This is a genomic window from Pseudomonas fluorescens, assembly GCF_902497995.1.
Taxonomy (GTDB): Bacteria; Pseudomonadota; Gammaproteobacteria; order Pseudomonadales; family Pseudomonadaceae; genus Aquipseudomonas; species Aquipseudomonas fluorescens_BK.
The window spans coordinates 18,220-30,643 of record NZ_CABVII010000023.1 but is presented as its reverse complement, the minus strand read 5'-3'; the positions used below and the strand labels follow the sequence as shown (position 1 = coordinate 30,643).

General features: G+C 56.2%; 11 protein-coding genes. 8 read left to right on the top strand and 3 right to left on the bottom strand.

The window, feature by feature from the left end:
* The first annotated feature begins 30 nt into the window (after positions 1–30).
* From F8N80_RS23775 to F8N80_RS23745, 7 genes are all read left to right on the top strand, one after another.
* Complete coding sequence (locus F8N80_RS23775; RefSeq protein WP_150784803.1) at positions 31–855, top strand: hypothetical protein; 825 nt, start codon at positions 31–33, stop codon at positions 853–855.
* Entirely contained in the window at positions 852–1,412 is a 561-nt protein-coding gene (locus tag F8N80_RS23770; RefSeq protein ID WP_150784802.1) for a hypothetical protein, read from the top strand. Before F8N80_RS23775 ends, F8N80_RS23770 begins: the two co-directional genes overlap by 4 nt.
* A 42-nt stretch (positions 1,413–1,454) precedes the next feature.
* Positions 1,455–2,066 (top strand): class I SAM-dependent methyltransferase, encoded by a 612-nt coding sequence (locus F8N80_RS23765; RefSeq protein ID WP_150784801.1) that lies wholly within the window; start codon positions 1,455–1,457, stop codon positions 2,064–2,066.
* Positions 2,067–2,116: 50 nt separating this feature from the next.
* Positions 2,117–2,572: a hypothetical protein gene (locus tag F8N80_RS23760; protein WP_150784800.1), complete on the top strand. Its 456-nt coding sequence runs from the start codon at positions 2,117–2,119 to the stop codon at positions 2,570–2,572.
* Between the two features lie 11 nt (positions 2,573–2,583).
* A complete protein-coding gene (locus F8N80_RS23755; RefSeq protein WP_150784799.1) occupies positions 2,584–2,922 on the top strand; it encodes a c-type cytochrome in 339 nt (112 codons plus the stop codon).
* A complete protein-coding gene (locus F8N80_RS23750) occupies positions 2,915–4,213 on the top strand; it encodes an FAD-dependent oxidoreductase (protein WP_224790756.1) in 1,299 nt (432 codons plus the stop codon). The genes F8N80_RS23755 and F8N80_RS23750 overlap by 8 nt, the downstream gene beginning before the upstream one ends.
* Positions 4,214–4,373: 160 nt before the next feature.
* Entirely contained in the window at positions 4,374–4,562 is a 189-nt protein-coding gene (locus F8N80_RS23745; RefSeq protein WP_150784797.1) for a hypothetical protein, read from the top strand.
* Between the two features lie 18 nt (positions 4,563–4,580).
* Here F8N80_RS23745 and F8N80_RS23740 read toward each other — a convergent pair whose 3' ends face one another.
* Complete coding sequence (locus tag F8N80_RS23740) at positions 4,581–4,952, bottom strand: fe2+ zn2+ uptake regulation protein (RefSeq protein WP_150784796.1); 372 nt, start codon at positions 4,950–4,952, stop codon at positions 4,581–4,583.
* A 250-nt stretch (positions 4,953–5,202) separates the two neighbouring features.
* Between F8N80_RS23740 and pvdQ the strand changes: the two genes are divergently transcribed.
* Positions 5,203–7,548, top strand: coding sequence for a bifunctional acylase PvdQ (gene pvdQ / locus F8N80_RS23735; RefSeq protein ID WP_150784795.1), 2,346 nt, complete (start codon positions 5,203–5,205; stop codon positions 7,546–7,548).
* Positions 7,549–7,603: 55 nt separating this feature from the next.
* On the opposite strand, the gene F8N80_RS23730 is transcribed toward pvdQ, so the two are convergent.
* A complete protein-coding gene (locus tag F8N80_RS23730) occupies positions 7,604–8,605 on the bottom strand; it encodes a FecR family protein (RefSeq protein WP_150748497.1) in 1,002 nt (333 codons plus the stop codon).
* Positions 8,606–8,776: 171 nt separating this feature from the next.
* The gene (locus F8N80_RS23725; protein WP_318186063.1) at positions 8,777–12,421 is read right to left on the bottom strand and encodes a dermonecrotic toxin domain-containing protein; all 3,645 of its coding nucleotides are present in this window, start codon (positions 12,419–12,421) and stop codon (positions 8,777–8,779) included.
* Positions 12,422–12,424 lie beyond the last annotated feature (3 nt).

Genomic DNA, 12,424 nt, shown 5'->3' with positions numbered 1-12,424 from the left:
TCGTGTCATTGATCTGGCGGAGCGGATACTTTGAGCCTGGCGGCGCAGACTTTCCCATGTGCGGGGCCGACGATCTATCTGGGCGATCGGGGCTTTCTCAAGCGCTATGCGAGTCCGTACTCCAATACCGAAATCGAGGCCTGGGCCCGTGTGGTACTGAATGGTTCCCGACTGGGGGTGGCCAGTGGCGACGGGGCATCTGCAGCAGCGGTTGGTCGAGCCATCAACGGCAGCTTCAGCCCTTGGCACCTCTATCACTCGCGGTTTCTGATCCAAGTCTACGACAAGCTCTCCGGCAAGCTTTTCAACGTTAACGAGATCCAGCGAGAGCCTCAACGTTTCTACGAGCCTGCACATTATCGATTTGGGCCGGATGTCGATCAGATCGATGAGGACATCGACATCATCAACCGTTTCAACCCCGGGGTTGTGAGTGTCGGCGGTGATTGGCTCGATATTTTGCTGGCTCAAGGGGAAATAGAGTTAATCGAGCAAATTTTTCACCAGATTACGTCCCGCACGAAAAGCGCTCGGGTCTGCTGGTTGATGCTGACTTTCAATCTGTCGGAGCGCTGTCTGAAACTGCTGGATCGAATGACGTTCGACGGGGTCCTGACTGCAGCCAACATCTTACAGATGGATTGCGTTATCACCACGTCCAAGCTAGAGGCAATCAAACAGCGTTGTCCGCTCTATGCGCTGCACTGTCTGGCCGGCGGTGTCATTCCACTGGAACCTGCCCTGGACTATGCGTTGAACCACATGGGCGTCGCAGCCTGTATTGTCGGCGCTGGACGCCCGACGCATATCGTTGACCTGATGAGGTGTGAAGCCTTGTACAGGAGGCATCGATGACACTGATTCTAATGCGCTGGGCCAGCGATTTCGACATGAGCAAAAAGCGCGAGAATTTTCGCGTCTTATACGCCGCACATCCGGATGCGTTGATCGTGTCGGGCTGCTCGCGCTGTTACAACGCTGATCTGGATCTGGTTGCTTCGCTTGGCTTGGAGGTTCTGCGTCTTGAAGAGGAACTTTATGATCCGCAGGTTGTTTTCGGCGTGCGTAAAGCGCATTGGTTGCTGGATGAACATGCACTTTTGGACGGTCGACATTCACTAGTTTGCGTTTATCACCAATTTTCATTGCTGCTCCAAACACTTCGCGAGGCCTACCCAAACAGACCCCTGGTCCTTTATTTCGACCAGTTGATGCTCGAACTGGCATTGGCTTTTTTAACGGGGCAGGGGCTGTCGCTGCTAAAAGTATTTTCTCTGTACTTGGAAGAACATTCGCTGGCGATCATGGGGCGTGCTGCATTTGGCAGCGGGTTTCAATGGGTGCTGTTGAAATCCAATGTAAAGCCTGGCGAGGCTTTTCATATTAAGCCGCAACTTACATTGGTGACGTAATGGTCGTTCTTGGACTGATTGATTAATAAAAAAGGAGTTTTTATGGACCCACAAAGAACTGAATACCTCAAGGCTCAGGCCCTCTATTGCGGCGAGGCATTACGCATAGGAGATTCTTTTGTGATGCATGAATGGGAACGCCCCCTCATTCGTCGCATGGTGGATGACCTTGCCCTGACCAGTCAGGATGAAGTGCTTGAAGTGGGTTATGGCATGGGCATTTCAGCCACCATGATTCAGCAAGCGCAGCCTGCGCTGCACACGATTGTCGAGCCCCATCCCGTTGTGCTGGAAAAGGCCCGGGCTTGGAAAGCGGAACGTGCGAACGTTCAATTGATCGCGGGGTACTGGCAACAACTGGAAGGCACCCAGCGGTTTTCGGCAATATTCTTCGATCCGTTTTGCGATGAAATGGGGGCCGTGATCGAGGAGAACCTGGCGTTTATCAAGTTTGCGCCACAATCGCTGTTGGCCGAGGGTGGGCGTCTGGCGATGTTCTGTATTCACCCCTGGCTGGATGTGCTCTATCAGCAACATATATTTGAACACTATCAACGGGTTCAAATAAGTTCTGTAGAGGTGGCGGTCAAAGAGACTGAAGACCCGACACTCCAATCAGGCGGGAAAATGATCTCGGTCATCTTGTACAAATAGGGTCGCTGCGACTTGCAGTTACTCATAATAATAAAACGAGGTTACAGTTGATGAGCATGAAGGATATTCCAGTACGTATTGGACTGGTGGTTTTGCTGTGGATGTGTGGTGCCAAGTTGGCGTTTGCCGAAATGCCGGTGCCGACTGAGCCAGCCTTTGAAAGCAAAGCCATGACGATTGTATTTGAACCGCCAAAAGGCAAGGAAAAGGAATTTCTGGAGGTTTTTGTGAAATCTCAGGCTGCCTACATGAAGGCTTATGGAGGTAGAGCGGCGGCAGGAGTGAAAGTGATTAATCTAGTACCTACGGAGCTCGGAGAACCCTTGATTCACTTGATGATTTATCAAGACAAGGCGGCATATGAACGGGCCAAGAAAATATTCACTTCCCGGGAAGCACTGTCCGGTTATATCGATGGTCACATCAAGACCTACGGTGGCTATAAGATATCACGAGAGTATCTGGCTAGTAGCAAGGTGTACTTGAGCAATGTGCTGACAGAGTAGGGGAGGCGTTAATGCACAGAGTGATCAAGCCACTGTCGCTGTTTCTAGTCATGGCGTGTTCTTCGGTGTCGGCCAATGAGGCTACCGACGCCCTGATGGCCAGCAATGGTTGCATCAATTGCCATGGATTCGATGGCATGCCAGACGCGGGTGCGATTCCGTCGATCGCTGGATTGCGGAGGGAATATCTGCTGCGCATATTGTTCGGTTATCGAGACGGCTCCCTCAAGGGCACCATCATGAATCGGGTCATGGAGCGTGTTGACGACGCCACCGTGAGCTTGCTGGCCGACAGGTTCAGCAGTATCAAGGTTGACAGCCAACAAGGAAGAGGTCGTGCCGATGAATAATCAAAGAAGACGCCTGCTCAGGTGGCTGGCGACAGGGGTGGGTTTTTCAGCGGTGCATGCCTTGGCGGCGGGGAGTATTCAATCGGGAGCGCCGAGCACGAAGGTAGTGGTCATCGGTGGCGGTTTTGCCGGTGCAACCTTCGCGCGCACGTTACATAGACTCGATCCGACCGTTAGCATCACCCTTATTGAGCCGAACCGGCACTACCATTGTTGCCCTCTGGGGGCTGAATTTCTGGTGGGCAAGCGCAGCGAACAGTCATTGATGTTCAGCTACGACAAACTGATCGAGAGCGGTATCGAGGTGGTCTATGATTATGCCCTCTCCCTGGATGCTCGGAGTCGGCAGATTTTCACTCGTGGCGGGCGCATTTTCAGCTTTGATCGGTGCGTGGTCGCCACCGGCATTGGCTATCGGTATGACACGATTGCCGGGTACGATCACGCTGTAGCGCAACAATTTCCCCATGCTTGGGGAGGAGGTGAGCAGCTGCGACTGCTCAACAAACAGTTGAATGAAATGCCCAATGGCGGAGCTGTCCTCATCGCGGCGCCACCGGATGACTATCGATGCCCGCCCGGGCCTTACGAACGGGCGAGTCTCATTGCCGAATACCTGAAGGTCCACAAGCCGTTGTCGCGGGTTATCGTTCTGGACGCAAAGGAGCGCTTTGCCAAACAGGCTCAGTTCGAACAAGCCTGGAAGCGGCTATACGGCTATGGCACTGACAGTAGTGTTATCCGCTGGATCGGCGCCAAGGAGGGAGGAACCGTTCGAGGCGTTGATGTCGAGCAGCGTCAATTGCTGACGGACGGTGGGCGCGTCGGCGGCGACGTGATCAATATCATTCCCGCCCAGCGGGCTGACGATTTTTCACATAGCAACGGGCTGACAGCGGACCACGGATGGTGCCCAGTCGACACACAGACACTGGAGTCGCTGCAGGTTCCTGGCGTGCATGTCATAGGTGATGCTGCCTACGCCGAGAGACTGCCCAAATCGGCATTTGCTGCAACGTGTCAGGCCCGCGTCTGCGCCATGGCCATCCACAATCAAGTGCACGGGTTGCCATTGCTGACACCGCAATTCATGAATGTGTGCTACAGCCTCTGCGGGGATGATTATGGAATTTCAGTGTTCCTGCATTATCAGCACGACCCAGCCAACAACATCCTGGAAGTTCAAACGCTTAGGGTGACGCCGATGGATGCCAGCCAGGAGGAGTATGTTCGCGAGGCAAACGCGGCATACAGCATGTTCGATACCATGGTCAAGGAAGCGTTCGGTTAGTCTTGTGGCACGAGGGGCTTGGCTTCGTCTAGAAGCCAAAACTCTTCATCGGCTGTAACATGAGACCCCGTTCGCAGCCCCCATCCCCGAAATTGTTAGGGCCTGGCCTGCATGCGGATATAACATTTTTTAGCTTCACGCTCACATTCAGGAAATGGCAATGACTCAGTCGCAACGTTTGAAATACTCGATTCTGATCTCCCTGGTCGTGCTGGGCATCATGTTTGGCCTTTCTTATCTGCAGAACACCGGCATCATCGACGAAAAGCTGTTCCAGTACATCGCCATTGGCGTAGCGGTGCTGGTGGTGGTGATCAACGGCGTGATGCGCCGCAAAGTCAAGACCTGAACGGCGCGCACCGCCTGGTTATTCGCGGTGAAGAACGGCGGCGGCCTGTGGATGCAGGCTGTAGCTTTTGTCCGGATTCAGGGTGATCACGCCTTCGCCGCACAGGCGCTTCAACACTTCCCGCACACTGAGAAACGACAACGGGATGTCCAGGTCCAGCAAGTGACTGTGCACGCCACGCACCCCCAGGCTGCGGTCGCTTTCGGCGGCGCTCAGCAAGGCGTCGATGACCTTCAGGCGAATCAGACTGGTGCGCAGGCCGAAGCTCTTGAGCAGGAATCTGATCCGTTCGTTGCCGTGGCGCTCGGTACGTTGATCGAAAACGCCGGCGCCCATGGCGGTGCTCTTTGGCGCAGTGCTACCGTCCGTTGGCAGTTGCGAGTTGTACATGCAAAAACTCCTTCTCAGAGCCTGAACCGAAAAATGTGATGTGTGCTCTCAATCAGTAGGACGTATGAGCTGGGCAAATCATGAAGGCTCAAATGTAGAAATTTTGTCGCCGTCGCGTCAGCGCCACGTCAGACGCCGTAATGGCGGGGCCAAAGCCCTAAATTTTTTTCGTTTGCTTCGTCCCTAGGGGGAGGCACATTGCGGGCAAATACCCAGGGTGTGACCTTCGTTTATACGATCAGGAGCGAGCGTGATTATTTCCAGGCAGTTAACCAGGTTGAGCCTTGCCGGTATGTTGGTGGGCTTGAGTCTTGCGGCAAACGCGCGCAGCCAGCCGGAGCAGGCGACTGCCGATATCCGTCGCACCAGTTTCGGCGTGCCGCATATTCGCGCCGAGAACGAGCGCGGCCTCGGCTATGGCATTGGCTATGCCTACGCCCAGGACAATCTGTGCCTGCTGGCCAATGAGATCACCACGGTAAACGGTGAACGATCACGCTATTTCGGCCCCGATCAGTTCACCGTTGAAGAGCGCGAAAACCGGGTCAGCGATGTGTTTTTCACCTGGCTGAACACCCCCCAGGCGGTCGATGCTTTCTGGCAGGCGCAAACCCCGGAAATCCGTCAGCTCATGGACGGTTATGTGGCGGGTTACAACCGCGCCCTGAAAGAGCGCCGGGCCCAGGGTTTGCCACAGCAATGCCAGGGCGACTGGGTGCGTGAGGTGACTGCGCAGGACCTGGTCAAGTTGACTCGTCGTCTGCTGGTCGAAGGCGGCGTAGGGCAGTTTGCCGAAGCCTTGGCCGGTGCCACCCCACCCAAAGCCACTGCTCAAACAGCCACTGCCCCTGCGTCGTTCCAGGTTGCCGATACGCGCCTGCAGCGCTTTGCCCTGGATCGTGGCAGCAACGCAGTGGCGGTGGGCAGCGAGCGCTCCTTCAATGGCCGCGGCATGTTGCTGGCCAATCCGCATTTTCCCTGGGTCGGCGGGATGCGCTTCTACCAGATGCACCTGACCATTCCCGGCAAGCTGGACGTCATGGGTGCCGCGTTGCCCGGGTTGCCGCTGATCAATATCGGTTTCAACCAGCACCTGGCCTGGACCCACACCGTGGACTCGTCCAAGCACTTCACCCTGTACCGCCTGCAACTCGACCCCAAGGACGCGACCCGCTACCTGCTCGACGGCCAGTCGTTGCCGATGAAGCAACAGACGGTGACCGTGAACGTGAAGCAGCCGGATGGCCAGACCCGGGCGGTGTCCCATGTGGTCTACAGTTCGCAATTCGGCCCGATCGTGCAGTGGCCGGGGAAGCTCGACTGGGACCGTCAGTTCGCCTATAGCTTGCGTGACGCCAACCTGGATAACGATCGGGTGCTGCAGCAGTGGTACGCGATGAACCGTGCAACCAGCCTCAAGGCGTTGCAGGCGTCGGTGCATGAAATCCAGGGCATCCCCTGGGTCAACACCCTGGCGGCGGACGATCAGGGGCAGACGCTCTACATGAACCTGTCGGTGGTGCCGAACGTCAATGCCGAAAAACTGGCCAAGTGCAGTGATCCTCGGGCCGGGTTGCAGATGATCGTGCTCGACGGTTCCAGCAGCGCCTGCGCCTGGGACATCGATCCGCACGCAGCGCAAAAAGGCATCTATGCGGCAGAGCGGTTGCCGCAATTGTTGCGCAAGGACTTTGTGCAACACTCCAACGATTCGGCCTGGATGGCCAACCCGGCACAACCGCTCACCGGTTTCTCGCCGCTGATCAGCCAGGACAGCCAGCCTTTGGGCCTGCGCTCACGCTTTGCCCTGGATCGCCTGGGTACCTTGAGCAAGGCCGGCCCGATTGCGGCGGCGGACCTGCAGCGGATGGTCATGGACGACCAGGTGTATCAGACCACTCAAGTGATGCCGGACCTGCTGCAGTTCTGCGCGGCAGACCTGGGAGCCGATGCGCCGACGCTGATGCCGTTGTGTGCCAGCCTCAAGACCTGGGACCGCCGTGCGAATCTCGACAGCGGCCTGGGGTTTGTGCATTTCCAGAACGTCATGGAAGCGCTGCAGGACGCGCCTGATGTCTGGCGTGTCGGGTTCGATCCGAAAGATCCGCAACACACTCCGCGTGGTCTGGCGGTGGAGCGCCCGCACATCGCGAAAGCGCTACGCGAGGCGATGCTGGTGTCGGTAGAGCAGGTCAACCAGTCGGGTCTCAAGGCTGACAGCCGCTGGGGTGACATTCAGGTGGTCAGCAGTGGCGGCCAGCAGACGCCGATTCACGGCGGACCCGGCACCCTGGGGGTTTACAACGCCATCCAGAGCGTGCCGAGAACCGACGGCAAACGCGAAGTCGTCAGTGGCACCAGCTATTTGCAAGTGGTGACGTTCGATGACCAGGGGCCGCAGGCCCAGGGGCTGCTGGCATTCTCGCTGTCCAGTGACCCGGCGTCGAAGTACTCCCGGGACCAGACCCTGGCCTTCTCGAAGAAACAGTTGAGTGTGTTGCCGTTCACCGAGCAGCAGATCACGGCCGATCCGCAGTATCAGGCCCTGACGATCCGCGAGCAGGATGAAAAAGCCGGGAAGGTGGCCAAACAGTAACCTGGTGGGTGTTTGAACGCAGAATGAAGGCCGCACCCCGCAAGGGCTGCGGCCTTCAGCTTTTCGGGGCCTGTTGCGCAATGGCGTTGAGGACCGGGTTGCCATCCTTGTTACGGGTCAGGTAGACCGGCAGCACCTTGGGCAGGGACGCCACCAGGCTGTTGAGCTCCTTGATGTTGTAGATGCCGCCGAGGCGGATCGAACCGGTACTGTGATCGGCCAGCATCAGCGGCTTGTCCAGGTATCGATTGATCAAGGGCAGGGCATCGGACAGCGCCAGATCATCAAGCACCAGTTTGCCGCTGCGCCAGGCCAATGAATTATCGTTGGCGTAGGTCTGGCTGATCTGGGGCGTGAAGTCGCCGTGTTGATAACGGGCCTGCGTCGCGGGTCCGAGACGCAAGCCATCGCCGGGAAGATCCTCGTTGCTGCTCACCAGCACCGAACCTTCAATCAGGTTGACTCGCACCTGATCCTCATACATCCAGACATTGAATTGGGTCCCGGTGACGCGAATCCTGCCGTCCGCCGCCCTGACGATAAAGGGGTGAGCCGTGTCGTGGCTGACGCTGAAAAAAGCTTCGCCCTTATCCAGCGTGACCCGACGATGATCCTTGTAGTTGCTGAACGTCAGCTCGCTGCCCAGGTTCAGCTCGACCTGACTGCCATCGCTCAGGGTGACCTGACGAACCGTATCGTTGGCCTCGAAGTGCTGGTAGGAGTCGGGCAGCCAACCGAAGTTCCAGCCGCCATAGGCCGCCAGTGGCAACGCCAGGGCACACACGGCGGCAGCGATACCGACCGTGCGCCAAGGCGTTGCTGCCTTGATCCGGGCCGCTGGCACGACGACGTCGGGACGAGGCAAATCCCCTGCGACTTCCCAGATGTCCAGCATGGCCTCGTACTCGAACGCGTGAAGCGGATGAGCATCACGCCATTGTTCGAAGGCCAGGCGCTCTTGCGCGGTGCAGTCGATGGCGTGCAGGCGCATGCACCAGTGCGCAGCGGCATCGGTGATGGCGTCATATTGGGCTTGCGAGAGAGGGCTGTCGGTCATTGACTCATCCTGAATTCGTGCATTCTAACCTTGAGCGAAGTCGACGAGAACAACCGTCATGGCAATTACCCATCAAACAGGAATGTTTTTCACTTGAACATCCCGAAAAACCGGTAGTTGCCATGCAGTATCCATAAGACGAGTGAAAAAATAATCAAAAGCCTTTGGGAGTCAAGGCGAGTTTGCCGGTGTAACCGGTACGGGGTCCAACTGCCGGCCCATTTCAGAGATGAGCATCGCGATTGAATCCGCATTGCGCAAAATCGTATCGACCCGTAAATCCGGCGACACACGGTCCAGGAAAGCGGCTCGTGCGTCGTTCATTGTTTTGGCGCCGGTGATTTTTTTTATTTCCTTGCCGATATGGGCGGTCTCGGGTATGGAATCCAGACTTTCCCATGACGACATCGCACCGTTCCAGCGGGCAAACAACTGGTCACGGGGCGTTGCCATCGACAGCGCTTCACGCTGGAGTTGTTCCTGGGCTGTTTTTTTCTTCACGCCGATAGACGTGATGGTTGAAATGAGATCGGAAAAAGGCCGTCTGGTCTCCAAATAGGCGATGTCGATCGTCTTGGCGAAGTGATGTGAGAATTCATGGATCAGCGTCGTTGCCCGCGCATGCGCATCGACATCGAATGGCTCGGTCAGGCGGGTACTGAACTTGTACCAATCCAGTTGCGGATCGAAAAATAATTCTGTGAAGTACACCTTTTTTTGCTGGTCGGTCTGTAAAACAAATGCGACCAGTGAATCAGTCGTTGAGAGATTGGAACCTACGACGTACCGTTCGGTATCGAGTTCGTCCAGCCCCGGATCCACCAGCGCCTTGCAAATTGGCACGATGGCGTTTTTGACCTTGTCCAGAATGACGGAGTTGATTGCGCTCACATCAAAAAATTTCTTCAGGAAGATGTCGAGTCGAGTATCGGGTGTGTGGGTTCGCAGCTGTGCCAAATTGTGCAGGCTATTGAACGCATACTTCCTGGCCAGCTCCATCGCCTCTACGATTGCCTGCGCTTTCGCGGGATACAGTCGATGAATTTCCTGCAAGCCCGTTGCTTCGATGTTCAATGAGCTCCAGGCAAGTAGCTTGGTCATGTACTTGTTGGCGAGACTGGAAATGGCTTTGACATAGTGAATGGAATGCGCGTCGGCCGCAGGCACGAGTTGACCGCCGGGAGCGGTTTCAAGGATCGGTCCCTGCTGCTTTTCGTTTATCATCCGCCATGCCCCGCCGCGTTTTGCGACGCGATAGACCTTTCCCAAAACAGGCGCGTAATGATGCGTAGTCGTAGTCTCGCGATAAGTGCCATCAGTTGCACTTTTCTGAAACTTTTCCAGTTCGACAGTCGGTGCTTCGTACGCTTGCGCTGTTGTCCGAATAGCGGAGGTGGTGTTGATAGTTGACCACTGAGGCGCGCCAACAGGTTGCTCTGCGGGGATTTCTGTCAAGGTGGCTGCTGCAGGGGTAGAGGCCGGATTTTCCTGCATCATCCACCCCATGGTGATCATCTGCCCCGCACCTGAGACGAAGGATTTGGATGCGCGTTTCCAGTGGTGGTCTTGCAGCGCCTGCGCAGAATCCTTGAAATCCTTGTAGGCTTGCCACAGAAACAGACCACAGGACCATTTGCCGGGCAAAAATCCAGCCACCAGCTTGATTCCGGAACTGAACAGTTCCTTGGCTTTTTCCCAATCGTTTTGCGCGGTCACCGTGGATTGACTACCCAGCATCTGCTTCAGCAGCCGGATGTTGTCCTGGTATAGACACTCCAGCACATTGCCAACGATGGGCGTTGAAGCAAGGGTAACTTCAGTGGTCTCTCCCACGGTGGATTTGAACAGGTTTTGAAACGTTGCTTGGTTAGACTCAGGCAGGCGACGGATCAACAACTCCTGCAAAGGCCCTGGCGTATTGAGTGCGGCAAGCAGGCCGGTCTCGGTCTCGAACTCGGTGAAGGGTGAGCCGACAAAGTAGGGCGCATAGAGCACATGTGGGCCGGTCACGCTTTTGCCAGGGCTGACCAGGTACATCCCCAGCGCCTTGACAGCTGTGGCGCCGGCTGTGGAGACCAGCTCAAGCGGGCGGATGATAGCGTCTGCACCTTTCACCGCTGCCCGTGCCGTGGCATTGGGCATGTCCAGTATTTGCTGGATCGCATCAAACGCCTTCTCCGACAGTTGCTCTTGCAGTTTGAGCGCGTGGGCCTCTTGCAACAGCTGCCACGGCAACTGCCGGAAATAGCGTAGTTTTCGCGCTTTGGCAGCGTCGCTATCGCCTGACATTTGCTCCGAAAGAAACTGTTCATACACGGACTTGATGTTCAGCTGCAAAAGCAGTTGGCGCACAGCCTGGGTGTCCAAACCCGGCGGCAATGACTTTGAGTGGGTCGATGCTATAGAGAAACCTGTTCCCTGAAGCACATTGACGTGATTCAGGGCAAATTCGGTCAACGATTGTGCGGGGCCGACAATGGCTAACGCAGGTGTGACCTTGACATGGTTGGGGTCAATGAATTTGCCGTTGAAACGAGTTTTTTGCAGGGACACCAGTTGCTCGTGCACATAGACATCCAGGGTTTTTATGCCATGTAGATAGTCTTTATCGTCCGACAGGCTATGGCGGTATTGCTCCATTATTTCGACATGTTTTTGCTGTTCCGCGAATGATGCCATTCCCAGCCAGGCCGGTAAGGTCTGCTGGGTGGCGATCGCTTTGCCAATATCCTTGGCCCGCTGCAGATTGGTGAAGGTGGGTTGGCGCTTAAGTGCGTCCAAGGCTTTTGCCTGTTCCGTTCCTGTCAGTTTCAGCGTGCGAACGTGGTCGCAAACCGCCAGAAAGTGCTCGATGGCCGACTGCTGACGATGGAGCAGCAGATTGTTCTCGATTGGCCGAAAATTACCCAATTCGTAGGTTTTATGGAACATACGCTCGGCAGGCAGGAGGTTTTCAAGCAGCGTCAGACGCTTGAGTGGGTCAAGCAGACGTCGTTGCAGCTCGGTCCTGGCCGTGGCGACAGACTCGAAAACCTCCAGTCCCATGGCCGGGGTCCAGAGAATCGCCCGGCCTGAATGCTGTGTGTCCAGGCCGCCGCGTTCGGTGAGCATGAAACAATGGGCCACGGCCAGCGAGGATGTATGACCCGTAGATTCAAGGCTGAACCAGTAGGCATCCGGGCGAAACCCATTAAGCGCTTTACGCTGGCTGCGGGTGGGGCGGTCGGGGTCGAGTACCGTATCGACAATAACGTTATCGACTTCGGATAGTGTGCGGTTGAGCCGACGAAGCTTGGCCTCGCCGCGAATACCCACCGACATGGCATGGGCCAGTTTGGATTTCATCCCTTCCAGATACGTTCTCTGTTGTGCATTCGTTTCGTCGGGTTGCGCCAGCCACTCCACCTCAATAGCTGATCTCACGCTATCAAAGGTTGTAGACATGGCCATCGCCTTGTCGGCCAGAACAATTGACGGACGCGATTGGCCCGTAATGACCTGGCTGGTGCTCCAGCGACCCTGTGTCGACAATTCCAACAACTGATCGTCGATCATGCTTCGAACGTCCAGTGCCTTGTCGAACAGCGCCGCAATATTCACGTCACCGTCGCTGTGACGGAAAACGCCCAGCGCGTATTCGACGTTATGCTGTTGTTTGTCGATGATCGCGTCAAACAGCGATTCAAACACTGAGCCGGTAATTGCTTTGCCGGAAACTTGAGGTTCCTTGAATCCGAGAAAGCGATGGCGCTCCTCCTGCGTCAACAGTTCATACAATTCATCGTCATGCCCTTTGGCAATGGCCTTGGCGCGCACTGT

Coding starts and splice junctions, on each gene's coding strand:
- F8N80_RS23770 (WP_150784802.1), top strand. CDS start 852: ATGACACTGATTCTAATGCGCTGGGCCAGCGATTTCGACATGAGCAAA.
- F8N80_RS23760 (WP_150784800.1), top strand. CDS start 2,117: ATGAGCATGAAGGATATTCCAGTACGTATTGGACTGGTGGTTTTGCTG.
- F8N80_RS23740 (WP_150784796.1), bottom strand. CDS start 4,952: ATGTACAACTCGCAACTGCCAACGGACGGTAGCACTGCGCCAAAGAGC.
- F8N80_RS23765 (WP_150784801.1), top strand. CDS start 1,455: ATGGACCCACAAAGAACTGAATACCTCAAGGCTCAGGCCCTCTATTGC.
- F8N80_RS23730 (WP_150748497.1), bottom strand. CDS start 8,605: ATGACCGACAGCCCTCTCTCGCAAGCCCAATATGACGCCATCACCGAT.
- F8N80_RS23755 (WP_150784799.1), top strand. CDS start 2,584: ATGCACAGAGTGATCAAGCCACTGTCGCTGTTTCTAGTCATGGCGTGT.
- F8N80_RS23750 (WP_224790756.1), top strand. CDS start 2,915: ATGAATAATCAAAGAAGACGCCTGCTCAGGTGGCTGGCGACAGGGGTG.
- F8N80_RS23745 (WP_150784797.1), top strand. CDS start 4,374: ATGACTCAGTCGCAACGTTTGAAATACTCGATTCTGATCTCCCTGGTC.